Here is a 26,101-nt window from a genome sequence, read left to right as displayed (position 1 = left end):
GCATCCGCGGGCCCGCGCCGTGGCGCCGTACTGTTGCGGTGATGGACGGACGACTCTGCTCGAAGGTCGGCTGCGCGCGAGAAGCGGTGGCCACGCTCACCTACGATTACGGCGACCAGATGGCCGCTCTGGGACCGCTCGGCGCGCCGAACGATCCGCAGGCTCACGATCTGTGCTCGCCTCATGCGGATCGCATGTCGGTCCCGTCGGGCTGGATCGTCGTGCGGCACGAGGCGCTTCGCGCCTGATCGCATCCCGGCGACACGCGGCCGAGGTCGCGATGACCGGAGAGCGCGTCTGAGTACTCTGGCCGCGGGCCCGTCAGAGCGGCGCGTTCGGAAAGGCAGCCGTGATCGTCTGGCGACGCTGGATCTTCCCCCTCCTTCTCGTGATCGTGTTCGGGGCGTGCGCTGCGGCACTCGTCAAGATCGCCTTCTTCCCTGATCGCGCCGAGAGCATCGTCAGCCCGGAGGCGGGTATCACCGATCCGGTCGTGGCGGTGGAGCGGGGTTCGGTCGTCAACGCCCTGAGCCTGAGCGGGAACGTCGCGAGGGATGACAAGTACGGGGTGCGGAGCGAGCTGAACGGCACCGTCACGGCCGTCCACGTCGGCGAAGGAGCGACGGTCGCGGCGGGTCAGGCGCTCTTCACTGTTCGTCAGGAGGATCCCCGCGCGGACATCGACGTGCTCGCTCCGGAGAGCGGCGACGTGTCGGAGATCGCCCTCGTCAAGGGGCAGGCGGTGTCCGTCGGCACCGAGTCGTACACCCTCACCCCGGCGCGCTACCACCTGCTCGCCACCGTGGAGCCCGTGCAGCTGTACCGCCTGGTGAATGCGCCGACCGAGGGCACCGTGACGATCGCCGGTGGCCCGGCTCCCTTCGTCTGCACGGGTGTGGGCGTGCAGGTGAGGGCCGAGGGCACGGCGAGCGTCCGCTGCGCCATCCCTGTTGACCAGACGGTCTTCGCCGGCCTCCCCGCGACCATGGATCTCGCCCTCGGCCAGGTCGAGGACGCGCTGGTCATCCCCGTGACAGCCGTGCAGGGCGGCGCCGGAACCGGGAACGTCTGGATCGACGCCGGGGACGGAGGAGAGCCGGAGGAACGTGCCGTGAAGCTGGGGGTCAACGACGGCGTCATGGTCGAGGTGACCGAGGGGCTGGAGGAGGGCGACAGCATCCGGCAGTTCGTGCCGGGCTTCGTGGCCCCTGTCGAGGAGTTCTGCTACGAGGTCTCGCCCGGTGTGGAGCAGTGCGACAGCGGGATGAACTGGTGACGCTGGTCGCTCTGCAGGACGTCGCGAAGAGCGTGCTGCTGGCCGACGACTCGCGACTCGAGATCCTGCGCGGCATCGACCTCGAGGTGAGCGCCGGCGACCACGTCTCGATCGTCGGGCGCTCCGGATCGGGCAAGTCCACGCTGCTGAACATCCTGGGCATGCTCGACGCGCCGACCTCCGGCACGGTCTCCTTCGAAGGGCGCGAAGTGCGCCGCATGCGCTCGGGACGGCTGGACCGCCTGCGCGGCGACAACGTCGGGTTCGTGTTCCAGCAGTTCAACCTGCTGCCGGGACGAACCGCGATCGACAACGTGATGATGCCGCTCGGTCACGCGAAGGGGCGGATGTTCTGGAACCGTCGGCAGATCGCCGCGGACATGCTGGAGCGGGTGGGTCTCGGGCATCGTGTCGACCAGGTCGCCGATCGGCTGTCGGGAGGCGAGCAGCAGCGCGTCGCGATCGCCCGCGCTCTGGTGCGCGGCCCCGTGCTGATCCTCGCCGACGAGCCCACCGGCGCACTCGACATCGACACCGGGGCATCCGTCATGTCGCTCCTCGACGAGGTGGCCACCGAGACGGACGCGGCTCTCGTCACGATCACGCATGATCTGCACGTCGCCGCACGTGCCCGGCGCCACTATCGGCTGGACGCGGGCACCCTCGTGCCGGCCGACCTCAGCCGAGCGTTCGAGGCGTCCACGCTCGCGGCGCCGGTGCCGGCTCCGCCGATCGGTCCGAGCGCGTGACCGGGTTCCTGGGCGCGCTGGCCGATGCCTGGGCGGAGATCCGCGTCCACAAGCTCCGCGTCCTGCTCAGCCTGATCGGCATCGCCGTCTCCGTCGGAGCCCTCACGGCGGTCGTCGCGATCTCCGAGTATCAGCGGCAGTACCAGGCCGAGCAGTCCGATCGGTGGGGAGGCCGCGCCGCGACCATCGTCGTCGGCGTCAGCAGCGAAGAGGGCGAGCCGGTCGACATCGGCGACTTCGACGAGCGCTTCGAGCGGGTGAGCGAGCGCTTCGCCTTCAGCCACACCGCGCGCATCGTGCAGGGGATGACCGTCGGGGTGCGGCTTCCCGAGGGCATCACCGACGTCAACGCGCGGCTGATGGACCCGGTCTACTCGCAGATCCATCGCGAGCAGCTCCTGGAGGGGCGCTGGCTGCGCGATTCCGACATCGAGGCGCTGGCGCCTGCCGTGGTCATCTCGGAGCCGCTGTGGGACCGCCTCGGACGCGTGCCCCTCACCCAGCATCCGATCGTGACGCTGACCGGGGCCGGGGGCGGCACCTACCAGGTCGTCGGCGTGGTCCCGCGGCAGGGATTCGGCGACGAGGAGCTCCGCGTCGATCTGCTCTACGACGGCTACCGCGATCGAGTGGACGCGCTGCCCGAGGGTGCCTGGTCCCAGTACGAGATCTGGGTCGGCCCGGAACAGGCGGACGAGATCGGTCCGGTGCTGGCGATGGACCTCCGGGCGGGCCTGCCCGAGGGGCAGACGGTCTCGGTGAGCAGGTCGGACTGGGCGGCTCAGCCGGGGACGATGGAGGTGCAGGCGACCTTCGAGATGGTGACGGGCGGTATCGCCGCACTGATCCTCGCCCTCGGCGCGCTGAGCCTCATCAACATCCAGCTCGTCGCGATGCGGCAGCGGGTGCGCGAGATTGGCGTCCGCCGTGCGTTCGGGGCGAGCTCAGGACGGGTGTTCTTCTCCGTGTTTCTGGAGAGCCTCGTCGCCACCACCGTCGCGGGAGCCATCGGGATCGCTATCGTCGTCGCGGTGCTCCGCTCGGACTGGCTCCTCACGTCGATGTTCGTCGGGATGCAGGACGTCCCGCCCTTCCCGATGCGGGCGGCGCTCATCGGCCTCGTCGCCTCGGTCATCGTTGGTGCGGTGTCCGGCTTCATCCCCGCGCTCGTCGCGCTGCGGGTGAAGGTGATCGACGCGATCCGCTTCTGACACACGAGCGGTCCACGAAGGGGGAGTGGAACAATGGGAGGATGCCTGAGTTCGAGTACCGCATCGCCGATCTGTCCCTCGCCGAAGCCGGCCGTCACCAGCTGCGACTCGCCGAGAACGAGATGCCGGGGCTCATGGCTCTCCGCACGGAGTTCGGCGCGGCGCAGCCGCTGAAGGGCGCACGGATCGCCGGCTCCCTGCACATGACCGTCCAGACGGCGGTGCTCATCGAGACGCTCGTCGCCTTGGGCGCAGAGGTGCGCTGGGCCAGCTGCAACATCTTCTCCACGCAGGACGAGGCCGCGGCCGCCGTGGTCGTCGGTCCGGAGGGGTCGGTCGACGCTCCCGCCGGTGTTCCGGTGTTCGCCTGGAAGGGCGAGACGCTCGAGGAGTACTGGGCGTGCACGGAGCGCATCTTCGACTGGTCAGCCGAGGGGTTCGACGGTCCCAACCTGATCCTCGACGACGGCGGCGACGCCACGCTGCTCGTGCACAAGGGCGCGGAGTTCGAGAAAGCAGGCGGCGTCCCCGAGACGGCGGCGGACGCCGCGCACGAGTACACGATCATCCTCGATCTGCTGCGTCGTTCGCTCGCCTCCTCGCCCGACCGCTGGACGAAGGTCGCCGCCGGTCTCATCGGCGTCACCGAGGAGACCACGACGGGCGTGCACCGGCTGTACGAGCTCGCGGCCGCCGGCGGACTGCTCTTCCCGGCGATCAACGTCAACGACTCGGTGACCAAGAGCAAGTTCGACAACAAGTACGGCATCCGCCACTCCCTGCCAGACGGCCTGAACCGCGCCACCGACGTGCTCATCGGCGGGAAGGTCGCCTTCGTCTGCGGATACGGAGACGTCGGCAAGGGTGCGGCCGAGGCGCTGCGCGGACAGGGTGCGCGCGTCATCGTCAGCGAGGTCGATCCGATCTGTGCTCTGCAGGCCGCGATGGACGGCTTCCAGGTGGCGCGGTTGCTCGACGTGGCCGGCGAGGTCGACATCGTCGTGACCGGCACCGGGAACCGCGATGTCGTGACCACCGAGCACCTGCAGGCGCTGAAGCACCTGGCGATCGTCGCGAACGTCGGCCACTTCGACAACGAGATCGACATGGCAGGGCTCGAGGCGCTGCCCGGCGCGGAGAAGGTCGAGATCAAGCCGCAGGTGCACGAATGGCGGATGCCGAGCGGTCGCAGCGTGCTCGTCCTCAGCGAGGGGCGCCTGATGAACCTCGGCAACGCCACCGGGCACCCGTCGTTCGTGATGAGCGCGTCGTTCACGAATCAGGTGCTCGCCCAGCTCGAGCTGTTCACGAACATCGAGGCGTACCCGACCGGCGTCCACACACTGCCGAAGGCGCTCGACGAGAAGGTCGCCCGCCTGCACCTCGATGCCCTGGGCGTGCAGCTGACCACCCTGACCGAGGGACAGGCCGCGTACATCGGGGTTCCCGTCGACGGCCCCTACAAGCTGGAGCACTACCGCTACTGAGCGGCAGCGGACGAGCTCTGCTCAGACCCCGACGCGACGACCGGTGAGCTTCTCGGCCCGTCGGTCGGAGTTCTCCAGCGCACGGCGCTCACGTTCTCTGCGCAGCACCGTGATGCCGATCAGCACGGCCTCCGGGTGCGCGGGCGGTATCGGCGAGACGTACGGCATCGCCTCCGTGAGCAGGTCCTGCGCGACCCTGGCCCTGGCGGCGGGGACCATGCGAGGGGCGCTCTGCAGGAACTGGGAGATGCGTCGCGCGAGCCGGTCCGGAAGCCGTGCCACGTCAGCGATCTGCGCCCAGCCTCCGAGCTCGGGCGGCAGGATCGGGACGAGCGGCACGAGCCGCGGTGTGCGCACACGCTGGCTGTAGGTGCCGGCGACGAGGTCGCCCAGACGCTGCGACCGGGCGTTGAAGGCGCCGGTGAGCACCGCGATGCCCCCGAAGGTGCCATAGATCTCCAGCACACCCAGCAGGGCGCGGATGAAAGCGTGGCGGAACCCCGCCGCGCCCCCGTCGACGCGGACGATGCGCCCGCCGACCGCGAGCTTGCCGAGGCTGCGGCCCTTCATCGCCACCTCCATGGTGATCGGCAGGACCACGAAGCTGACGACCAGCGCCGCGACCGTCGCGATGCGGTCGGTGGCGTCGTCGAGCACGCCGGCGTCGAGCAGCCAGATGCGCAGGAAGAGCCACAGGATGAAGACGGCGAAGCCGAGCACCATGTCGATCAGGGCGCCCAGGGCGCGGAGCAGGAAGCCGACCGGCTGCACGTCGATGGCGACGGCTTCACCGGAGAGCACCTCGTCGGACGCATCGATCGGGACGGACATGAGTACAGTAAATCAGGTGGATGCCGATGCGCTGTCTGATGCACGCCGCGCCGAATGGGAGCGGCTGGACGAGCTCAGCCGTGCCCGCCTGGATGGGGCGGGCGTCGACGAGCTGATCGTCCGCTACCGCGCGGCATCCGCCGATCTCGCCGAGCTGAAGACCTCGGTGGGGGAGTCGCCCCAGGGGGCCTACCTCTCCACGATCCTGGTGCGTGCGCGGCTCCGCCTCACGGGCGCCTCCGACAGCATCCTCACGCAGACCGCGCGATTCTTCAGCCTGCAGCTTCCCGCGGCCCTCTACCGGCTGCGCTGGACGACGCTGATCATCGCGGTCTCGTTCTTCGCGATCGGCGTCGGCACCGCGGCGTGGATCGCGAGCGATCCTGCGCTCATCGCGACCCTCGGTCCGCCCGCCGCGCTCGAGCAGTACGCCGACGAGAGCTTCACCGGCTACTACACCGAGAATCCGGCAGCCGAGTTCATGGGGATGGTCTGGACGAACAACGCGTGGATCGCGATGCAGTGCGTGCTCTTCGGGGTGACCGGGATCTGGCCGATCGCGATGCTCGTGCAGAACGCGATGGGTCTCGGCGTGTCCGGAGCGGTGATGGCCGCGCACGACAAGGCCGACATCATGCTGCTCTACATCCTCCCGCACGGCATGCTCGAGCTGACCTGCATCTTCGTCGCGGCGGCCGCCGGACTGCACATCTTCTGGGCGTGGGTGGCGCCAGGAGCCCGCTCGCGTGGCGAGGCGCTCGCGGAAGAGGGCAGGTCGCTCGCGACGGTCGCGCTCGGGCTGGTGTTCGCGCTGTTCCTCGCGGGACTCGTCGAGGGCTTCGTCACCGGCTGGTCGCTGCCGTGGCCGGTGAAGATCGGCATCGGTGCGGCGGCGCTCGCCGTGTTCCTCATCTACATGATCGTGATCGGCGGACGTGCCCACCGTCGAGGTGCGTCGGGCGACCTGGTCGAATACGAGGCCGGCACTCCGCGTCTCGTCGCCGGCTGATCCTGCTCCGACGGCTCAGAGTCGACCGGCGGCCTTGAGCTCGAGGTAGCGGTCCGCGATGCGTGGCGGGAGCTCCTCCGGGTCGGCGGCGATGGCCTCGCCCCCGGCTCGACGGATCGCGTCGGCGACGTTCTCCGCATCCCGGAGCGTGCGCTCGGCTGCGGCGGCGAGATAGATCTCCTCGCGCGAGCCGCGCCGACGGGCGAGATCCGCGATGTCGTCATCCGTGACGGATCCGACCAGCACCGTCGTCGCGCGGGAGGCGTTCGGGAAGGCGCCGAGGAAGGCCCTGGCCGACTCCGCGGCATCCTGTGCCGTGAGCACCACGATGAGCGAGGGGCGGGTCGTGAGCGTGCGGACCGCGGCGAAGGCGCCGTGCCAGTCGGTGTCGACCAGGCGCGCGTGAACCGGGGCCATCGCATCGGTCATCGCCGGGAGGAGCGCCGTGCCGTCGACACCCGTGACCCGGCCGCGCACCACGCGGTCGTACATCAGCAGGTGCACGTGGTCGCCGGCGCGCGAGGCGAGAGCGGCGAGCAGGAGGGCCGCCTCGAGCGAGGCGTCGACGCGGGTCCCGTCGCCCACCCGAGCGGCCGCCGTGCGTCCGGTGTCGATGATGATGACCACATGACGGTCTCGCTCGGGGCGCCAGGTGCGCAGCATCGTCGTTCCGGCGCGCGCGGTGGCACGCCAGTCGATCGAGCGCACGTCGTCACCGCGCACGTATTCGCGCAGGGAGTCGAACTCGGTGCCCTGACCGCGGACCTGGATGCTCGTGTTCCCGTCGAGCTCGCGCAGCCTGGCCAGCCGCGAGGGGAGATGCTTGCGCGAGGAGAACGCGGGCAGCACGCGGATCGCTCCGCGCACCCGGTGCCGCGCCTGCCGACCGGCGAGACCGAGCGGACCGCGCGAGCGGATCATGACGAACTCGCTCACCAGCTCGCCGCGGCGGCGGGGGAGCAGCGGGATCGCGACCCGCGCGCGTTCGCCGGGAGGGATGCTCAGCTGCTGTCGAGCGGGTGATGCGCCGGCGGTCGGCTGCCAGGCGTCGCGGATCACCGCGTGCAGCATGCGGTCACCGTGATTCTGCAGGGCGACACTCACCGGCACCGGCTCGCCGATCCGGGTGCGCTTCGGCAGGCGGCGTGTCACCGTCACGCGGCGCGGGCTGGCCGCGAGGGCGATGTCGATCCCGCTCAGCAGCACGCACAAGGCGATCCATCCGCCGAACACCGCGTACGCCGGATAGCCCGCGAGTCCTGCGACGACGAGCGGGATCACGCCCACGGCGAGGGCGAGGGCGAGGCGGCCGGTGACGAACACCTAGATCGGCACCCTGGTCTGCTGCACGACGGAGGTGAGCACGGCATCCGCCGACACGCCCTCCATCTGGGCGTCGGGCCGAAGCTGCAGGCGATGGCGCCACACCGGCACCAGCATGGTCTGGACGTGGTCGGGGGTCACGGCGGAGGAGGCGTTGAGCCACGCCCAGGCCTTCGCGGCGGCCAGCAGACCCGTCGATGCACGCGGACTCGCGCCGAGCTCGACGGACGGGGACTGGCGCGTCGCCCTGGCGAGATCGACGACATAGCCGAGGACGTCGTCGGTGACCTCGACGCGACCCGAGGCAGCCTGCGCCGCGCGGATCTCGTCGGCCGTCACGACGGCCTCGACGCCGGTCAGGTCACGGGGGAGAAGCCTTCTGCGTGCCGGCGCAGCACCGAGACCTCGGCGTCGCGCTCCGGCATGCCGACCACGAGCTTCATGAGGAAACGGTCGAGCTGTGCCTCGGGCAGAGAGTAGGTCCCCTCGTGTTCGATCGGGTTCTGCGTCGCCGCGACGAGGAACGGATCCGGGAGCGGCCGGCTGACCCCGTCGGCCGAGACCTGGCGCTCCTCCATCGCTTCGAGCAGCGCGGCCTGCGTCTTCGGGGGCGTGCGGTTGATCTCGTCGGCGAGCAGGATGTTCGTGAACACGGGCCCCGCGCGGAAGTCGAACTCGCCGGTGCGGGCGTCGTACACGAGGGACCCGGTGACGTCGCCGGGCATGAGGTCCGGTGTGAACTGCACGCGCTTGGTGTCGAGGCCGAGCGATCGTGCGAACGAGCGGACGACCAGGGTCTTCGCCACACCGGGCACGCCTTCGAGGAGCACGTGTCCACGGGCGAGGAGCGAGACGAGCAGCCCCGTCACGGTGCCGGCCTGACCGACGACGGCCTTGTCGACCTCGGTGCGCACGCGGTGCATGGCCTGACGCAGCGCGGCGTCGTCGGCGGGATGGTTGTCAACGGTCACGTGGTGTCCTCGGCTTCCGTGGGGATGGATGGACGGCTGTTCGGATGCGGATCACGGCTCGCCCCTGGTGGTATGCGTGCTCGCCTCGACGGCGGCCTCGAGCTCGTCGAGGCGACGTGCGAGCTCGACCAGGGCGGCATCGTCTGCGGGAAGCGGGCCTGCCAGCAGCGCCTGCAGCGTGCCTCGGGGGATCCGGAGGCGGTCGGATGCCGCATCCGCGACCTCGTCCGCACCGGCGTGCACCGCGAGGCCGAGCCGGCGCGCGAGTCGACGCTGTGCACCGTCGCGGAGCGCCTCGCCCGCATGCGGCGCATCTCCGGCCTTCGCCGTGAGCCGCGCCCGTCCATGCATGGTCTCGGAGGCGCGCACGGTCACCGGAAGCGTCTCGGCGACGAGCGGGCCGAAGCGCTGACCGCGCCAGACCGCTGCGGCGATCCCGGCCGTGAAGAGCAGGAGGATGACGGGGGTGACCCACGGCGGCGTGAGGCTTCCCAGCGTGTCGGGCGACTGGCCCTCGATATCGGTGTCGCTGAACGACGGCACGTACCAGACGACGCGCTCGGTCTGACCGAGGAGCGCGAGAGCGAGGGCGGCGTTGCCGTTCTCGGCGAGGTAGGCGTTGCTGAAGAGCTTCGTGCCCTCCACGACGAGCACGTCGCGGTCCGCGCCGTCGTCGACGAGGACCGCGGCGCCGTCGGCGTCGCCGAAGCAGCCTTCGACCCCGTCTGCGGGAGAGAAGAACCGGTCGGCGCGGATCGTGCCGACCTCGGCGAACTCCGGGACGTCGCAGCCCGCGTCGGTGGGCGCGGAGCTCCCCGGCGCGTTCTCGCCGATGTCGAGCACGTTCAGCAGGTGCGTGCCCGACGACAGGAAGACGATCCGGTCGGCGGGCTCCAGCAGCTCGGTGAGGGCGTCGTCGGTGAGGGTGTACGGATTCGTCATGACCAGGGTCGTGTCGTCGCCGACAGCCGCTCGTGCCTCGGTGCGGGAGCGGACGACCGAGACCTCCACGCCCTGGTCGCGCAGGATCTCGGCGAGGGCGAGGGCGCCGGAGTCGTCACGGCCCTCCGGATCGAGCGTGCCGCGGGCCCCGGGGCCGCTCGCGCTCACACGGAGCGCGACGAACGCGACGAGCAGCACGAGCGCCACGACGATCAGCCATCCCACGATCGTTCGCACGCGCCGCGGTCGGGTCTCGGCGGTGGAGGTCCCCGTCGCCGCCTGATCCACGGCCGTCACGCGGGCACCGCCTCGAGGCGCCGCGTCCGCAGCCGCTCATCGGTGGCCGCGAGGTCGCGATAGCTCTCCTCGGTCGCCGGATGCCGCAGGTAGCGGACGTCGTCGAAGGACACGGCGGCGCGGCGCATGGCAGCGGCCTCGTCAGCGAACACCGCGCTGGCCTCCCGGGCGATCGACTGCGCCGTGGCGCCGGGAGCCGGATCGATGAGGTCGCGTTCCAGCAGTCCGCGCGCGATGGCGCGGTAACGGAGGACGGTCGCGGTGTCCCAGTCGCCGCCGCGCGCGCTGCGCTCGGCATCCGCGCGGAGCTGCGCGGCGCTGCGGTCGTCCTGCTCGCCGAGGAGGTCGGTCCGTGCCCGCCGCACGGCTCGAGAGCTGCGCGGGCGACCCCAGATGATGAGCGCCGTGATGAGCGCCGCGACGATGACGGCGCTCACGATGATGAGCGCCCAGGGTCCGACGTTGGCGCCGTTGTCCGAGGTGAAGAGGTCGGCGATGAACCGGCCGATGTCGCGGGCGACGAGATCGAACCAGGTCGGCTTCGCGTCGGCGTAGCGGGGATCGGAGAGCTCCTCCTCGGCCCAGCGCCGCACCTCGTCCCCGTCGGGGACGAACAGATCGTCGAACGGTCGGATCATGCCGTGCCGTCACCGCTGCCCGGAGCGGCCCAGCCGCCGTCGGCCGGCGATGCCCACGGGCTGTCGGTCGGCGGGGCGGGTGTCGTGGGAGGAGCCGCAGGTGCCGGAGGCGCGGGAGGCGGCGCCGGCGCGAAGGATGCCGGGGACGCACCGGCAGGCTGCTGCGGTGGGTACGGCTGTCCTGCATAGGGAGGAACGCCGGACGGCGGCGCGTACGGCTGCGGGTACGGCTGCGGCGGATATGGCTGCGGCGCGTAGCCCTGCGGCGGCGCAGGCTGGACCCCGTACGGCGGGTAGCCGTAGCCCTGGGTCATCATGACGTGCTCCGGCACCTGTCGCGGAGGGGGTGCGCTGGTGACGGCGCGCGACGGATCGACGGCGAACGGGTCGCCGAGCTGCTCCTCGGTCCAGCCGAGTTCGCGGCGCTCGACGTGCGCGATGAGCGTCTGATCGAGTCCTTCGTAGCGCATCCGGCAGTCGAGGTAGACGAGCGCCGATCCCGTGCTCTGCACGACGAGCGTGATGGCCTGGAGGACGAGCAGCAGGATCTGGGGTGCGATGAGGGTGAGGACGAAGCCGATGACGGCGCTCGGCTCGGCCGCGCCGGTCGGAGCGACCACGGTTCCGAGGAGCGAGCTGAGCATCGCCACGGGGAAGCTCACCACCTGCATCGCCAGTCCCATGATGAGGCTGATGAGGAAGGTGACCCCGAAGGCGACCCAGAACCGGCCGCGGGTCAGGCGCCAGGAGCGCACGAGCGCCTCGCGGAAGCGCGCCCCCTCGAGCACGAGGATCGAGGGGACCAGCAGGAGCTTGGTGGTCAGCCACACGGTCAGCGGGATCGAAGCCAGCCCGATGAGCACCACCACCAGCACGACGACCCCGATGAGCTCGACGCTCCCGCCGAGCCCGCCCGCGACGAAGGCCCCGATGATCAGGGCGACGATCGCGAACAATCCGAACACCGCGATCACCGACAGGGAGGCGAAGCCGGCGAGCCGCCAGAACGACGGGGCCATCTTGCGCCACAGCATCCCGAGCGTCGCCTTCACGCCGATCGACGCGTAGCCGATCTCGGCGGCGACGACGCCCTGCATCATCGCCGTGAACGCGATCGAGGTCAGACCGACGGCGAGCCCGGCGATGATGTTGATCGCGATCGTCCCGGCGAGCACCGCCTCGAAGTCGGGGGAGGAGGGCGACACGGTCTCCAGGCGGGAGAACGTCGTGAAGAGCACCACGCCCATCACGCCGGCCGTCGCGATCACGACGACGAGCTGGATGACGACGGCGAAGCCGAAGAGCACCTTCGGGTTGTGCCGGAGGGCCGCGAAGGCCTTCCCCAGCAGCATGCCGAAGGTCAGCGGATGAAGAGGGATGACGCCCTTCTTCGGGGCAGGGGTCCACGTCGCACCACTCACAGCTCTCCCTCCATCGAGCGCTCCCATCGTGTCATATCCGTGTACGTGGCGCGCAGACCTGGGGGCGGTGGGACTCGGTGCCATAAGGTAACAGTTATGACCTCACGCATTCTTGTGGTCGACGACGACACCGCGCTCGCCGAGATGATCGGCATCGTGCTGCGCACGGAGGGTTTCGAGCCGGTGTTCTGCGCCGACGGGGCCCGTGCGGTCGACGAGTGGCGCACGCAGCGGCCGGACCTGGTTCTGCTCGACCTCATGCTCCCCGGCATGGACGGCATCGAGATCTGCACTCGCATCCGCGCGGAGTCCGGCGTCCCCATCCTCATGCTCACGGCACGCAGCGACACCGCGGATGTCGTCCGCGGCCTCGAGGTCGGCGCGGACGACTACATGGTGAAGCCATTCAACCCGAAGGAGCTGGTCGCCCGCATCCGCACCCGACTGCGTCCGACGCCGCAGACCACCAGCGAGCAGCTGAAGGTCGGCGACCTCACGGTCGACGTCGACGCTCACGAGGTGCGTCGGGGCACGACGCCCATCGCGCTCACGCCGCTGGAGTTCCAGCTCCTGGTGGCGCTCGCGTCGAAGCCGCAGCAGGTGTTCTCCCGCGAGATGCTGCTCGAACAGGTCTGGGGCTACCACTACAAGGCGGACACCCGGCTCGTGAACGTGCACGTCCAGCGCCTTCGCGCCAAGGTGGAGCTCGACCCCGACAACCCCAAGATCGTCATGACGGTGCGTGGCGTCGGCTATCGCGCCGGGAGCGTCGGCTAGGCGCACGATGGACGCGACGACCGCGACCACGACGGCCGTCGCTGTGATCCGCGACTGGCGCGGATGGCCGACCGTGCTCTCCGCGCTCTGGCGTCGTTCGCTGCGTTTCCGCACGCTCACGATCACGCTGCTCGCGACCTCGCTGGCGATCTTCATCACCTGCGTCACGATGGCTCTCGTGATCCAGAACGACCTCTTCGTCTCGCGCAAGAACGTCGCCCTCGAGGACGCCCGCCGCGCGGTGGATCAGGCGCAGGACATCCTCGACGTTGCCGAGGTGAGCGATGATCCCGCCGCTCTCGCCGACCTGTGGAGCAGCATCCAGGCGAACCTGGCACGCACCTCGAGCACGGATCTGCTCGCCGGATTCCGGATCGAATCCGAAGCAGACGGCGTGCGACTGAACGGCTTCACCGCGGGACTGAGCGCGAATCGACTGAGCCCGGAGCTGCAGGCGCGTGTGGAGGCGTCAGACGACTGGCAGACGTGGCAGTCCGTGGCCCTGCCGGTGGCCGACGGCGGCGAGGTGCCGGGGATCGTCGTCGGGCAGCAGCTGAACGTGCCGGAAGCCGGACCGTTCGCGATCTACTTCGCCTACGACCTGCAGGACGCCAACCAGACGCTCGTGTTCGTGCAACGGACCCTCTGGATCGCGGGGATCGGGCTGGTCGCGATCGTCGCGGCGATCTCCTGGATCGTGCTCCGGGCGGTGGCGACGCCGATCGTGCAGGCCGCTGAGACGAGCGCGCGCCTCGCGGCGGGCGACCTCGGAGTGCGCCTCGAAGTGCACGGTGAGGACGAGCTGGCCACCCTCGGGCGGTCGTTCAACGCCATGGCCGACAGCATCGAGGCGCAGATCAAGGAGCTCGGGGAGCTGTCGATGGTGCAGCAGCGCTTCGTGTCGGATGTGTCGCACGAGCTGCGGACGCCGCTGACGACGATCCGTCTCGCGGCGGACATGCTGAACGACCAGCGCGAGGAGTTCGACCCGACGACCTCTCGGACCACCGAGCTGCTGCACACGCAGGTGCAGCGGTTCGAGACCCTGCTCTCCGATCTCCTCGAGATCAGCCGCTACGACGCGGGCTCGGTGCAGCTCGAGCTGGAGGCGACGAGCCTCGCGCACCTCGCCGAGGACATCATCGACCAGATGCATCCGCTCGCCGACGGGCGCGGATCCGAGCTGAGACTCGTCGCCCCCGGCGGCTACTCCCCGGTGGACATGGACCCGCGCCGCGTCCGCCGCGTCCTCCGCAATCTCATCGGCAACGCGATCGAGCACGGCGAGGGCCGACCGATCGTGGTCACGGTCGACAGCAACCAGCATGCGGTCGCGGCCGGCGTTCGCGACTTCGGACTCGGAATGGAGCCCGCCGACGCCGAACGCGTCTTCGATCGCTTCTGGCGAGCCGACCCCTCGCGTCAGCGCACCATCGGAGGGACGGGCCTCGGTCTGTCCATCGCGCTGGGCGATGCGACCCTGCATGGCGGGACGCTCGCCGTGTGGTCGGAGCTCGGGGTCGGCACGAACTTCGTCCTCACCATCCCGCGGCACGGCGCCGCGCTGGAAGGACCGAGCCCGATCCCGATAGAACCCCAGGAGCCGCTCGCGGAACTCGGCGATGCCACGCAACCCATCTCCTGGGCGGAGCTTCCCGGGCTGTTGAAGGAGCCGGACGATCATGAGTGAGCGCAGAGCGACACGGATGCTGCGCGGCGTCGCGCTGCTCGTCGCCGCCCTCCTGCTGCCCGCCTGCGCGGGGCTTCCGACAAGTGGCGACGTCGCGGTCGGCCTCGTGCTCGGCGAATCGGCCGCGGATGTCGACTTCCTCCCGGTGGCGTCGGGCCCGATCCAGGGCGCGGGTCCTCAGGAGATCGTGGAAGGGTTCCTCGAGGCCGGGATCACGACATCCGACAACTGGGCGACGGCTCGGGAGTTCCTCGCGCCGTCGTTGCAGCGCTCATGGCGGCCGGCGGCGGGCGTGTCGATCGACGTCGGCACCGAGACGCGCGTCCTGACCTCCTCCGTCCCCGCGGATGCCGTCGACGAGGCCGAGAGCGCCGACGTGCAGGTCCGCCTCGACCTCGTCGCGATCGTCGACGAGGCCGGCGCGTACGCCGAGGCTCCCGGCTCGTCGCCGACCATGTTCGCCCTGGAACGCATGGATGACGGGGAGTGGCGCATCACGCAGGCGCCCGACGGCATCGTGATCGACGAACCCCGGTTCTCGAACGTGTTCGATGGGTATCCGCTGCAGTACTTCGACGGCGCCTGGTCCCGGCTGGTTCCCGATGTGCGCTGGTTCCCGCGACGGCAGAGCCCCGCGACGACGGTCACGCAGGCGCTCATCGACGGATCGCCGAGCCCCTGGCTCGGTCCTGCGGTGCAGACCGCCTTCCCCGCCGATGTGCAGCTGGCCCAGGACGCGGTGCTGATCACCGACCAGGTCGCCGAGGTGGCCCTGACGCGGCCCGCCGTGGGGCTCGATCAGGTGACGCTCTCGCGCATGCGCACTCAACTGCAGGAGACCCTGAAGGCCGCCGGCGTCTCCGTGTCGCAGGTGCGCTTCGCCGTCGACGGCCGGACCCTGGAGGCGGGGGTCGTCGAACTCGTCGACATGCCGGCGGATGTCGGCACCCTCGTCCTCCAGGACGGAGTTTTCGGACGGATCGTCGGGGACGAGGTCACCGCCGTTCCCGGGATCTCGCAGGGGATCGTGGCGATCGACCAGCCCATCGCGTCGATCGACGTGGCGGTCGACGACTCGCACGCGGCCGTGCAGCTCGCCGACGGTCACGTGTATCTGGTCGGCGAAGGGAGCATCGACGAGCTCGACTCGCGCCCTGGCCTGATCGAGCCCTCGCTGGACCCGTACGGCTATACCTGGACGGTCCCGGCCGGCGAACCCGGGGCGGTGAAGGCGTGGGGGAGCGACGTCGTCGAGCATCCCGTGGCGAACGCCTGGCCGAACGCCTCGGCCATCTCGGACCTGCGTGTCTCGTCCGACGGTGCCAGAGTCGCCGCCGTGGTCACGGTCGGCCAGCAGCGCTGGGTCGTGGTCGCCGCGGTGGTACGAGATCCTTCGGGCGTCCCGATCGAACTCGGCGACGTGAAGCAGATCACGCTGATCTCGGCGCCGGCGACAGGGCTGGCATGGCTCGGCACGGAGCGTCTGGCGGTCCTCGTCGACCCGCAGGGGCCACAGGTCCTCACCCAGATGGTGGGTGGCCCGGGGGCCGTGGAGGCCGCTCCCGAGGGCGCGGTGTCGATCGCGGGCGCACGCACCGTCGGCGGCCTGAGAGTCGTCGGAGTCGGCGGTCAGCTGTTCGCGCACGCGGGTTCGACCTGGCGGGAGATCGCGACCGGGATCACGGTGCTCGCGACGCGCGCCGGCGAGTGAACCGCATCTCCTCCACCACGCGCTGATCGGCTCGCCTTCTCCCGTCATCCGGTGTCCGCGAGGATGGCGGACGATCCGCGAAGGGCAGGATCGTCGGATGAACAGCACCTCCGTCCTGCGTACCCTCGGCTCCGAGATCGCCGCGTTCCTCCTCGCCGCCTCCTGCGCAGGATGCGATGAGCCCGGGCACCTGCTCTGTCGGCCGTGCGGAGAACGACTCACCCCAGCGCCGCAGAGGGTGCTGACGCCGGCAGGACTTCCGGTGCACGCCGCGCTCGGCTACGAGGGAGTGGCTGCGCGCTGCATCCGCCGGCTCAAGAGCGACGGGGAGACCCAGATCGCGCGTCCCCTCGGCGCCGCCCTCGCCGCCGTTCTGGCGCCCATGGTGTCGTCCTCGACGTGGATCGTGCCCGTCCCCACGGCGCGGAGCGCGTTCCGTCGGCGCGGCTATCGGGTTCCGGAGCTGCTCATCCGCCGTGCGGGGCAGTCGCCGCAGCGGGTGCTCTCGCTCGTCTCGCGGCCCGTCGATCAGCGCACCCTCGGGGCGAAGGAACGGGAGCTGAACGTCCGCGGGGCGATGCGCGCGCTCGTGGCCGGTGGAGGAGCTGCAGCGGTCCTGGTCGACGACGTGGTGACCACCGGGGCGACACTCGACGAGGCGGCTCGCGCCCTCCGAGCGGCCGGGTTCCGAGTCGATTCGGCCGTCGCGCTCGCCGCCACGCCGAGGCGCGCCGGATTCGAAGGAGACTCATCGAGAACTCACCGAGGACACGACGAAAGTCACCAGTGACATCGACTCGCATGCGGACTACGGTTGGGGACCACAAGGCGACAACGGTCCGCCCTTGGCCGGGAGGACCGGGACAAGGAGACAGCAATGGAAACGAGCATCGTCGGCGTCGGAGTGGGAATCACCGATCGCTTCCGAACCGTTGTCGAGGAGAAGATCGCCAGGGTCGAGACGCTCGCGGCTCGAGCGCAACGGCTTGATGTGAAGGTCACGCACCGCGTCTTCCGCAACGGCCACGTCCCCGAGGAGACGGTCGAGCTCACGCTCGTCGGGAAGGGTCCGGTCGTCCGCGCTGAAGCGACGGACGGAGACAAGTTCGTCGCCCTCGATCTCGCGATCGACAAGATGTCCGAACAGCTGCGTCGTGCGAAGGAGAAGCGCGTCGACGGACGCCAGCACCCGCGAGGAGCGCACTTCGAGAAGGGCACCGGGGAGATCGAAGGCATCGACGTGCAGCCGGTGTCGGCCGACGTCCTGCACGCGGTGGCCACCGGGAGCATCCCGGTCCGGAACGACGAGGAAGAAACCTATTCGCCGGTCGTCATCCGCACGAAGAGCTTCGACGCGGAATGGATGACGGTCGAGGAGGCCGTGGACCGTATGGAACTGGTCGGCCACGACTTCTTCCTGTTCGTCGACGTCCGCACGGATCACCCCAGCGTCGTCTACCGCCGCAAGGGCTGGGACTACGGCGTGATCGCCCTGAGCACCCAGGCGCCGCCGTCGGAGGCACTGGCTTCCTGAGCGGAAACGAGGAACGGCCCGTCCCGGAGGGGACGGGCCGTTCTGTCGTCGGGGGAGATCAGTCGAACATGCCGTCGAGGAGGCTGCCGATCACGAGGCCGCCGAGGATGCCGGAAGCGATGTCCCCACCGCCGCCGCCACGTGGTCGTCCGCCCCAGCCTCCGCCTCCGTAGCCGCCGCCGCCACCCCAGCCCTGGTCGTCGGGGCGAGAGGAGTCGATGTCGCGCTGCGCGAGCTGCAGGGCCTCGGACGCCAGGTGCGCGACACGGCGCGCCTGCACGAGCGCCTCTTCTCTCGTCTCCTCGGCGGGCAGGAGATCGGACAGGTCGACCCTCAGCCGCTCCGCTTCCGCGAGCCGCGTCCGTGCGTCGGCGCCGATCCAGCCGCGGTGGCCGGAGATGAGTCCGCGCGCCACGCCCAGTTGCCGGTCGGCGTCATCGATGGCGTGCTGCACCTGCGGGATGCTCGGCAGCGGATTCTCGGCACGGTGGCGGGCCTTCGCGATCGCCTCGTCCAGCGCCGAGTTGGCGGTGCGGAGCTGCGAGAGCTCCGCGAAGGGATCGTTCGGGGTGCCGGAGGGTGTCAGAGCGCTCAGCGCGGCCTGAAGAGCGGAGACGGCGCCGGCGACCGCAGGGACCTGCGGAGCGGTGCGGGCGGCGATCAGGTCGCCGCGGGAGTCGGCCACGACCTCGGCGAGGGTGGACTCGGCGCGCAGCGCCTCGATCTCGAAGTCCTCGACGGCGTCGAGCAGGGCCGACGCCCGGCGGGTGGCTTCGGTCGCGGTCTCCAGGGCGAGGTTGGCCTCTTCGTTCTGCTTGGCGGCTCTGCGGCGCTCGGAGATGTCGGCGCTGTGCGTCGCGAAGGCGATCAGCTGCTCCGCCTCGGCGGCGCTGGCCGTGATCTGGTGCATCGCCGATTCGGCGTAGCGGGCCGAGAGTCGCGAGACGGAGTCGTTCGTCTGCGGGATGCGCGAGCTGAGGGCCGCGGCATCCGCCCGCACCTGTGCGATGACCTCGGGAGCCCGTCGCACCTTGGCGACGGAGGCGGCGAGCACCGACGTCTTCTCGTCGAGCAGATCCTGGGCCCAGTCGCACAGCTGGAGGATGCGCGCGTTGCGGGTGCGCAGCTCCTCTGGCGTGTCGGGGATCTCGTCGTGGTTCAGCTGGTGCAGCTGGAACGCCTCGCGCAGATGCGTTCGCACGGCCGCGAGGGCCTTGCGCAGGTCGGCGGTCAGCGACGCTCCGAGTTCCGCTTCGGCGAAGTCGAGCTCGTCGGAGGTGGTGCGGATCCTCTCGTCGGCGCCGACCAGGGCCTGCTCCGCACGGCGCGCGAGATCGGCGTCCTGTGCGGCGAGTTCTTCCTGTTCGCGTTTGCGTCTGCCCCAAAATCCAGCCATGACCCGATCCTAGTTTCCCGGGCGGTCGCGATGGCTGAGCATCCGCTCCGGGCGAACGCGGTTCGCTGAGCGCGTCAGGCTATCGCGGGGGTGCGGGTCGCCGGTCGGCCGCGCTTGGGGCGTTCCGTGGCCAGCTCGAGATCCATGGCGTGCTGCGGATGCTGCGCGAGGAGCCGTTCGGCGTGATCGAGCCAGCGCACCTCGGCCTCGGCGGCGAAGATCATCGAGTCGCGCACCAGCGACCAGGCGAGCTCTTCGGGACCGTCGGCGGCGGTCCCCGGGTGGACCGCGCTCTTCAGGGCATCCAGCTGTCGCAGCGAGGCCTCGCGCTGAGCCTGCAGAGCGCCGGCGACGTCCACTCCCGGCAGCGTGGCGGCGACCGCGAGCTTGATCGCCAGCTCGTCGCGGGTCGCCGGCGTCCGCTCGACGGGGGAGGACAGCCACTGCGCGACCTCCGCCGACCCGGCATCCGTGATCCGCCAGTAGACGTGGCCGCGCTCGTCGGTGTCGCCGCGCTGCACGAGCCCGTCGCGCTCGAGCCGCTCGAGCGTGTTGTAGATCTGGCCCACGTTGAGAGGCCACGTCGATCCGGTGCGACGGTCGAACTCGTGCCGCAGCTGATAGCCGTAGCAGGGGCCCTGATCGAGGATGGCGAGCAGGCTCTGACGGACCGACATGGTGATCTCCCGACGGCGTGTTGTCGAACGCGATACCGAGTATATGGATACCCGGCAACGGATCCGACAGGCTCGCAGCCAGCGCGTGCAGGCGACGCGCAGGTCACAGCCCGGTAACATGGCAAAGTATGCCTGGCGATCGCCTTCCTGGCGGCCGGCACTTTACCCACTGACAGGGAGATGACATCCGTGGCCAATCCTCTTGAGAAGCTGCTGCGTGCTGGTGAGGGGCGGGTCATCCGCCGCCTGAACCAAGTGGTCAAGGCAGTGGGGGCGCTGGAAGTGGACATCTCCAAGCTCACCGACGACGAGCTGCGCAACGAGACGACGGAGCTCCGCGCCCGCTTCGAGAAGGGCGAGACGCTCGATCAGCTGATGCCCGAGGCGTTCGCCGCCGTTCGTGAAGCCGCGAAGCGCACGCTCGGCATGCGCGCCTACGACGTGCAGATCATGGGTGGAGCCGCCCTTCACCTCGGCAACATCGCCGAGATGAAGACCGGTGAGGGCAAGACGCTCGTCGCGACCTTCCCCGCCTACCTCAACGCGATCGCCGGCAAGGGCGTCCACATCATCACGGTGAACGACTTCCTCGCGAGCTACCAGGCAGAGCTCATGGGCCGAGTCTTCCGTGCTCTCGGCATGACCACCGGCATCATCGTCTCCGGGCAGACGCCGGCCATCCGCCGCGAGCAGTATGCCGCGGACATCACGTACGGCACGAACAACGAGTTCGGCTTCGACTACCTGCGCGACAACATGGCCTGGCGCAAGGAGGACCTCGTCCAGCGCGAGCACTTCTTCGCGATCGTCGACGAGGTCGACTCGATCCTCATCGACGAGGCCCGTACCCCGCTGATCATCTCGGGCCCCTCCTCGGGCGAGGCCAACCGCTGGTTCGCGGAGTTCGCCAAGATCGCGCGCACGCTCGAGGCGGGCGAGGACTACGAGGTCGACGAGAAGAAGCGCACGGTCGGCGTGCTCGAGCCCGGCATCGAGAAGGTCGAGGACTACCTCGGCATCGAGAACCTCTACGAGTCGGCGAACACTCCGCTGATCTCGTTCCTCAACAACTCGATCAAGGCGCTCGCCCTCTTCAAGAAGGACACCGACTACGTCGTCATGAACGACGAGGTCATGATCGTCGATGAGCACACGGGCCGCATCCTGGTCGGTCGTCGTTACAACGAGGGCATCCACCAGGCGATCGAGGCGAAGGAGGGCGTTCCGGTCAAGGCCGAGAACCAGACCCTCGCCACCGTCACGCTGCAGAACTACTTCCGTCTGTACGAGAAGCTCGCCGGCATGACCGGAACGGCCGAGACCGAGGCCGCCGAGTTCATGTCGACATACAAGCTCGGCGTCATCCCGATCCCGACGAATCGGCCGATGATCCGCAAGGACCAGTCCGACCTCGTCTACAAGAACGAGACGGCCAAGTTCACGCAGGTCGTCGAGGACATCGCGGAGCGCCACAGCAGCGGCCAGCCGGTCCTCGTCGGCACGGTGAGCGTCGAGAAGAGCGAGTACCTCTCGCGCCTGCTCGCCAAGAAGGGCATCAAGCACGAGGTGCTCAACGCGAAGAACCACGCGCGCGAGGCCGAGATCGTCGCCCGCGCCGGTCGCCTCGGCGCCGTCACCGTCGCCACCAACATGGCCGGCCGTGGAACCGACATCATGCTCGGCGGCAACGCCGAGTTCCTCGCCGTTCAGGAGCTCAAGGGCAAGGGACTCGACCCGGTCGAGACGCCCGAGGAGTACGAGATCGCCTGGGACGAGACGTACCAGGCGATGAAGGACGTCGTCGCCGAGGAGTCGGGGAAGGTCATCGAGGCCGGCGGCCTCTACGTGCTCGGCACCGAGCGCCACGAGTCCCGCCGCATCGACAACCAGCTGCGCGGTCGGTCGGGCCGTCAGGGCGACCCCGGTGAGAGCCGCTTCTACCTGAGCCTCACAGACGACCTCATGCGCCTGTTCCAGTCGGGTGCGGCCGAGGCGATCCTGTCGCGGACGAACTTCCCGGACGACGTGCCGATCGAGTCCGGCCTCGTGTCGCGCGCGATCCGCAGCGCCCAGTCCCAGGTGGAGGCGCGCAACGCCGAGATGCGCAAGAACGTCCTCAAGTACGACGACGTCCTGAACCGTCAGCGCGAGGCGATCTACGCCGACCGCCGCCACATCCTGCAGGGCGACGACATCGCCGGTCGCGTGCAGCACTTCATCGAGGATGCCATCAGCGGAGTCGTGGGCGACCACACCGGCGAGGGTCACAACGAGAGCTGGGACTTCGACGCGCTGTGGACCGAGCTGAAGACGCTCTACCCGGTCGGCGTCACGATCGATGAGGTCGTGTCCGAGGCGGCGGGCCGCAAGGGCGGCATCACCGCGGACGGACTGACCCGCGAGCTCCTGTCCGACGCGAAGATCGCCTACGAGAAGCGCGAGGAGTCGCTCGGAGAGGCGGCGACCCGCGAGCTCGAGCGTCGCGTCGTGCTGCAGGTGCTGGATCGCCGCTGGCGCGACCACCTCTACGAGATGGACTACCTGAAGGACGGCATCGGCCTCCGTGCGATGGCGCAGCGCGACCCGCTGATCGAGTATCAGCGCGAGGGGTACGCGATGTTCCAGTCGATGATGGGGCAGATCAAGGAGGAGTCCGTCGGCTACCTCTACAACCTCGAGGTCGAGGTGCGCCGTGCTGACGCGCAGACCGCAGAGGTCGAGGCCAAGGGCCTGGCGACCGACGGGGGAGAGCAGCGCCTGGAGTACTCGGCGGCGAACGACGCGGGCGAGGTCGAAGTCCGCAACGATCGTGGACAGGTCCAGCAGGCAGCCACCGAGCGTCTTCGGCAGGCGGCGGCAGCCCGCACCGCGGCGCCGCAGGAGGAGCCGGAGGAGGCGCCTCGCGGAGCCTTCGGACAGCGGACGGATGCTGCCGCTCCCGCAGCGGCCAACCGTGAGCAGCGCCGCGCGCAGGAGAAGAAGAAGAAGAAGTAGGCGCGGTCCAGCCGTGCCGGACGAGAGGGCCAATCCGAGTGGATTGGCCCTCTCGTCGTCGCTGTAGGCTTGGTCGATGACCCCAACGCGCAACTTCGACCAGTCGTCGAAGCTCAAGAACGTCCTGTACGAGATCCGCGGAAACGCCCTCGTCGAGGCGGCGCGGCTGGAGGCGGAGGGTCACAAGATCCTCAAGCTGAACACCGGGAATCCGGCGATCTTCGGCTTCGATGCCCCGCATCAGATCGTGCACGACATGCTCGCGGCTCTTCCGACGGCGCACGGCTACAGCGACAGCAAGGGCATCATCTCGGCCCGCCGTGCGGTCGTCAGCCGCTACGAGCAGATCGAGGGATTCCCGCGCTTCGATCCCGATGACGTCTACCTCGGGAACGGCGTCTCCGAGCTGATCACGATGACGATGCAGGCTCTGCTCGACGAGGGCGACGAGGTGCTCATCCCCGCGCCGGACTACCCGCTGTGGACGGCCATGACGAGCCTCGCCGGCGGTACCCCCGTGCACTACCTCTGCGACGAGGATGACGGGTGGCAGCCCGACCTCGAGGACATCCGCTCGAAGATCACGCCGCGCACCAAGGCGATGGTCATCATCAACCCGAACAACCCCACGGGCGTCGTCTACTCGAAGACGATCCTCGAGGGACTCGTGCAGATCGCGCGGGAGCATGAGCTGCTGCTGCTCTCCGACGAGATCTACGATCGCATCCTCTTCGACGGCGCTGTGCACATCCCGACGGCGACACTCGCTCCCGATCTGCTCTGCCTGACCTTCAACGGGCTCTCCAAGACCTATCGCGTCGCCGGCTACCGCTCCGGGTGGATGGTGATCACCGGGCCGCAGGATCACGCCAAGGGGTTCCTCGAAGGGATCACGCTGCTCGCGTCGACGCGGCTGTGCCCGAACGTCCCGGCGCAGCACGCGGTCCAGGCCGCCCTCTCCGGGGTGCAGTCGATCGATGCGCTGATCGCGCCCACCGGTCGCCTGCACGAGCAGCGCGACATCGCCTGGGAGGGCCTGGAGGCGATCCCCGGCGTCTCGTGCGTGAAGCCCGAGGGAGCGCTCTACGCCTTCCCGCGCCTCGACCCGAACGTCCACGAGATCCGCGACGATGCGAAGCTCGTGTACGACCTCCTCGTCTCGGAGCACATCCTGCTGGTGCAGGGCACGGGCTTCAACTGGCCGACGCCGGATCACCTGCGACTGGTCACTCTTCCCGAGCCGCGAGTGCTGAGCGAAGCCGTCGAGCGACTGGGGAACTTCCTCGCGAGCTACCGGCAGTAGCCGCCGCCGACCGTTCCGGAGCGAGGCTGGTCGCGAGACGGCGCACGGCGGCGACGAGCGACGAGCGGGGAGTGACGTCGGACATCGGCCTCGCGTGCAGGAGCGCCGCGTCCGCGGCGCGCTGGTCGAACGGCAGGAACGCGACATCTGTGATGCCGGCGAAGCGCTCGAGAGTCCGTCGCACCTGGCCGCGTGCGTCGATGCCCAGCGGGCCGGGGCGCACCTGATTCACGACGACGGTCACCGGCGTCGGCGCTGCGAGGCGACGCAGCTCGGCGTGATCGCGCAGGAATCGGCTGATGCCGACGGGGTCGGCCGACGCGACGGCGACGATGGCGTCGGCCTCCTGGAGCGTCGTCGACGTGGCGGCGTGACGACGCGGGCCGGCCAGATCACTGCTGACCTCGTCGTCGGCGTCGAAGGATGCCGCGACGTCGACGATCGTGTCGTCCACCCAGTCGCGGCAGGCGCGGAGGGCTGCACCAAGCCGCACCGACGAGAGCTCCGGCCAGCGGCTCGGGCGGTTGAGTCCGGGCAGGACGTCGATGTCACCGGCGCTGGTGGAGACCGTCGTCGCCAGCCTCGTCAGCTCCGCCGCGTCGAGACCACCAAGCTCGGCACGCCGGCACGCGGCGGCGATACCGGGTGAATCGTCGCTGAGTCCGAGCAGCAGAGCGAGGGAGGGCGCGGTCGAATCCGCATCGACCAGCGCCGCGGTGCGCCCGGTGCGCGCCAGCTCGACGGCGAGCTGGATCGCAACGGTCGATCGGCCCGGGGCTCCCTGCGGGCCCCACACGGCGATGACGCGGCGCGGAGCGACGGATGGAGCCCGGACGGGGAGAGGCGACTCCGCGGCCAGGGCTGCGGCCACTTCCCACCCGGCGGCCTCCGCGGGAAGCGCTGCGGCGAGCCCGAGCCGGCCGAGCAGACGAGTCTCCGTGCCACCGAGGGCGAGGATGCGCACGCCGGCGCGATCGCAGGCCGCGATCAGGCTCGCCGTCAGCACGGTGCGGGCAGCGGGGACCACGATCGCCTCGACGCCCGGCAGCAGGTCGATCGAGGCCGTCGGGGGCACGATCGCCGCGACGCGGATCCCTTCCGCATCCAGCTCTGCGGCGAGTCCCGCCGCTCGAGGCTGTGGGACGGCGAGGATCACCGAGGTCATCGTGCCGACCGGACCGGGACGACCGAGAGCGAGGAGCTTCCGGTGACGGCGGCGAGGACATCGGCGACGTCCGATCGATCGATCACGATCTCGACCCGGGTGCTCGCGTCGGCGAGCACGGTGTCGTCCTCGAGCACGTCGCGGACGATCACCTCGGCGACGAGGATGCGGGGGACGTCGTAGGAGCGCCCGTCCTCGAGCGGGGGCGCATGCCACACCTCGACCACCGCACCGCTCACCACGTCCTCGGGAATGCCCGTGCTGCTCTCGATCACGATCGTGGTGCTGCGGCTCTCGGCGGCGTCGGTCGTCGCCGAGGTCGGCACGATCTCGCCCCGCTCCAGCGTCCGCGACGCGACCTGGCCCTGCTGCAGATCCTGAGGACCGAGGTAGTCGTCGGCGAGTGCGCCGAGCCCGACCTCGACGACCTGGAAGTCGCCGGATGTCAGGGCCTCGCCCTCGGTGATGGTCCGATTGGCCTGCAGCACCGGGGCCGCGTCGTCGGAGGCCGAGACGATCAGCCAGACGCCCGTGATGGAGACGATCACCAGGGCGATGCCGATGAGGAAGCGCACGTCGCCCCAGAACGCGCGCCGGGGACGGGAGAGGACAGCCATGGCGACATCGTCACAGAAATCCGCCCGGCGCCCGTCGAGTTATCCACAGGGATGGATCGGGCGATGCCGGCACGCATGAGTG

22 protein-coding genes and 1 pseudogene are annotated in these 26,101 nt (G+C 69.9%); 13 read left to right on the top strand and 10 right to left on the bottom strand.

Features of this window, described 5'->3' with window-relative positions; genetic code table 11:
- Positions 1–41: 41 nt before the first annotated feature.
- From ABS642_RS06315 to ahcY, 5 genes are all read left to right on the top strand, one after another.
- Entirely contained in the window at positions 42–248 is a 207-nt protein-coding gene (locus tag ABS642_RS06315) for a DUF3499 family protein (protein WP_136055126.1), read from the top strand.
- 101 nt (positions 249–349) lie between these two features.
- Positions 350–1,276 (top strand): biotin/lipoyl-binding protein, encoded by a 927-nt coding sequence (locus ABS642_RS06310; RefSeq protein WP_350352652.1) that lies wholly within the window; start codon positions 350–352, stop codon positions 1,274–1,276.
- On the top strand, positions 1,273–2,025 hold the full coding sequence (locus ABS642_RS06305) for an ABC transporter ATP-binding protein (RefSeq protein ID WP_350352651.1): 753 nt from the start codon (positions 1,273–1,275) through the stop codon (positions 2,023–2,025). The genes ABS642_RS06310 and ABS642_RS06305 overlap by 4 nt, the downstream gene beginning before the upstream one ends.
- Positions 2,022–3,236, top strand: a complete 1,215-nt coding sequence (locus ABS642_RS06300) for an ABC transporter permease (protein WP_350352650.1) — start codon at positions 2,022–2,024, stop codon at positions 3,234–3,236. Before ABS642_RS06305 ends, ABS642_RS06300 begins: the two co-directional genes overlap by 4 nt.
- A 41-nt stretch (positions 3,237–3,277) precedes the next feature.
- Positions 3,278–4,723, top strand: a complete 1,446-nt coding sequence (gene ahcY / locus ABS642_RS06295) for an adenosylhomocysteinase (RefSeq protein WP_350352649.1) — start codon at positions 3,278–3,280, stop codon at positions 4,721–4,723.
- A gap of 21 nt (positions 4,724–4,744) precedes the next feature.
- Here ahcY and ABS642_RS06290 read toward each other — a convergent pair whose 3' ends face one another.
- Entirely contained in the window at positions 4,745–5,554 is an 810-nt protein-coding gene (locus ABS642_RS06290) for an RDD family protein (RefSeq protein ID WP_350352648.1), read from the bottom strand.
- A gap of 16 nt (positions 5,555–5,570) precedes the next feature.
- Between ABS642_RS06290 and ABS642_RS06285 the strand changes: the two genes are divergently transcribed.
- Positions 5,571–6,563 (top strand): stage II sporulation protein M, encoded by a 993-nt coding sequence (locus ABS642_RS06285; RefSeq protein ID WP_350352647.1) that lies wholly within the window; start codon positions 5,571–5,573, stop codon positions 6,561–6,563.
- 15 nt (positions 6,564–6,578) lie between these two features.
- On the opposite strand, the gene ABS642_RS06280 is transcribed toward ABS642_RS06285, so the two are convergent.
- The 5 genes and pseudogenes from ABS642_RS06280 to ABS642_RS06260 all read right to left on the bottom strand — a co-directional run bounded on the left by ABS642_RS06280 (position 6,579) and on the right by ABS642_RS06260 (position 12,155).
- Positions 6,579–7,886, bottom strand: a complete 1,308-nt coding sequence (locus ABS642_RS06280) for a DUF58 domain-containing protein (protein ID WP_350352646.1) — start codon at positions 7,884–7,886, stop codon at positions 6,579–6,581.
- Positions 7,887–8,809 (bottom strand): annotated as a pseudogene (locus tag ABS642_RS06275) (MoxR family ATPase).
- 99 nt (positions 8,810–8,908) lie between these two features.
- Complete coding sequence (locus ABS642_RS06270) at positions 8,909–10,096, bottom strand: DUF4350 domain-containing protein (protein ID WP_350352645.1); 1,188 nt, start codon at positions 10,094–10,096, stop codon at positions 8,909–8,911.
- A complete protein-coding gene (locus tag ABS642_RS06265; RefSeq protein WP_350352644.1) occupies positions 10,093–10,734 on the bottom strand; it encodes a DUF4129 domain-containing protein in 642 nt (213 codons plus the stop codon). Before ABS642_RS06265 ends, ABS642_RS06270 begins: the two co-directional genes overlap by 4 nt.
- Positions 10,731–12,155: a glycerophosphoryl diester phosphodiesterase membrane domain-containing protein gene (locus tag ABS642_RS06260; RefSeq protein WP_350352643.1), complete on the bottom strand. Its 1,425-nt coding sequence runs from the start codon at positions 12,153–12,155 to the stop codon at positions 10,731–10,733. Before ABS642_RS06260 ends, ABS642_RS06265 begins: the two co-directional genes overlap by 4 nt.
- A 96-nt stretch (positions 12,156–12,251) precedes the next feature.
- Between ABS642_RS06260 and mtrA the strand changes: the two genes are divergently transcribed.
- From mtrA to raiA, 5 genes are all read left to right on the top strand, one after another.
- Positions 12,252–12,932 carry an MtrAB system response regulator MtrA gene (gene mtrA, locus ABS642_RS06255; protein WP_223625855.1) on the top strand — a complete coding sequence of 227 codons (681 nt, stop codon included), beginning with the start codon at positions 12,252–12,254 and terminating at the stop codon, positions 12,930–12,932.
- A gap of 7 nt (positions 12,933–12,939) precedes the next feature.
- The gene (gene mtrB, locus ABS642_RS06250) at positions 12,940–14,622 is read left to right on the top strand and encodes an MtrAB system histidine kinase MtrB (protein ID WP_282213831.1); all 1,683 of its coding nucleotides are present in this window, start codon (positions 12,940–12,942) and stop codon (positions 14,620–14,622) included.
- Complete coding sequence (locus ABS642_RS06245) at positions 14,615–16,333, top strand: LpqB family beta-propeller domain-containing protein (protein ID WP_350352642.1); 1,719 nt, start codon at positions 14,615–14,617, stop codon at positions 16,331–16,333. Before mtrB ends, ABS642_RS06245 begins: the two co-directional genes overlap by 8 nt.
- A gap of 97 nt (positions 16,334–16,430) precedes the next feature.
- Entirely contained in the window at positions 16,431–17,123 is a 693-nt protein-coding gene (locus ABS642_RS06240) for a phosphoribosyltransferase family protein (RefSeq protein WP_350352641.1), read from the top strand.
- Between the two features lie 87 nt (positions 17,124–17,210).
- The gene (gene raiA / locus ABS642_RS06235) at positions 17,211–17,867 is read left to right on the top strand and encodes a ribosome-associated translation inhibitor RaiA (RefSeq protein ID WP_282213828.1); all 657 of its coding nucleotides are present in this window, start codon (positions 17,211–17,213) and stop codon (positions 17,865–17,867) included.
- A gap of 58 nt (positions 17,868–17,925) precedes the next feature.
- Here the strand turns inward: raiA and ABS642_RS06230 are convergent, their stop codons facing one another.
- Together ABS642_RS06230 and ABS642_RS06225 are read right to left on the bottom strand one after the other, a co-directional pair.
- A complete protein-coding gene (locus ABS642_RS06230; protein WP_350352640.1) occupies positions 17,926–19,263 on the bottom strand; it encodes a hypothetical protein in 1,338 nt (445 codons plus the stop codon).
- A 74-nt stretch (positions 19,264–19,337) separates the two neighbouring features.
- Entirely contained in the window at positions 19,338–19,940 is a 603-nt protein-coding gene (locus tag ABS642_RS06225; protein ID WP_350352639.1) for a PadR family transcriptional regulator, read from the bottom strand.
- Between the two features lie 189 nt (positions 19,941–20,129).
- Here ABS642_RS06225 and secA point away from each other — a divergent pair, with 189 nt between their 5' ends.
- Both secA and ABS642_RS06215 read left to right on the top strand, forming a co-directional pair.
- Positions 20,130–22,934 (top strand): preprotein translocase subunit SecA, encoded by a 2,805-nt coding sequence (gene secA / locus ABS642_RS06220; RefSeq protein ID WP_350352638.1) that lies wholly within the window; start codon positions 20,130–20,132, stop codon positions 22,932–22,934.
- Between the two features lie 76 nt (positions 22,935–23,010).
- On the top strand, positions 23,011–24,237 hold the full coding sequence (locus tag ABS642_RS06215) for a pyridoxal phosphate-dependent aminotransferase (RefSeq protein ID WP_282213824.1): 1,227 nt from the start codon (positions 23,011–23,013) through the stop codon (positions 24,235–24,237).
- On the opposite strand, the gene ABS642_RS06210 is transcribed toward ABS642_RS06215, so the two are convergent.
- Together ABS642_RS06210 and ABS642_RS06205 are read right to left on the bottom strand one after the other, a co-directional pair.
- Positions 24,161–25,402, bottom strand: a complete 1,242-nt coding sequence (locus ABS642_RS06210) for a P-loop NTPase (RefSeq protein ID WP_350352637.1) — start codon at positions 25,400–25,402, stop codon at positions 24,161–24,163. The genes ABS642_RS06215 and ABS642_RS06210 overlap by 77 nt on opposite strands.
- Complete coding sequence (locus tag ABS642_RS06205; RefSeq protein WP_350352636.1) at positions 25,399–26,019, bottom strand: SAF domain-containing protein; 621 nt, start codon at positions 26,017–26,019, stop codon at positions 25,399–25,401. Before ABS642_RS06205 ends, ABS642_RS06210 begins: the two co-directional genes overlap by 4 nt.
- Between the last annotated feature and the right edge of the window lie 82 nt (positions 26,020–26,101).

The organism is Microbacterium sp. A8/3-1 (genome assembly GCF_040267695.1).
Classification (GTDB): domain Bacteria; phylum Actinomycetota; class Actinomycetes; order Actinomycetales; family Microbacteriaceae; genus Microbacterium; species Microbacterium luteolum.
This window is presented reverse-complemented; position numbering and strand designations above follow the sequence as displayed.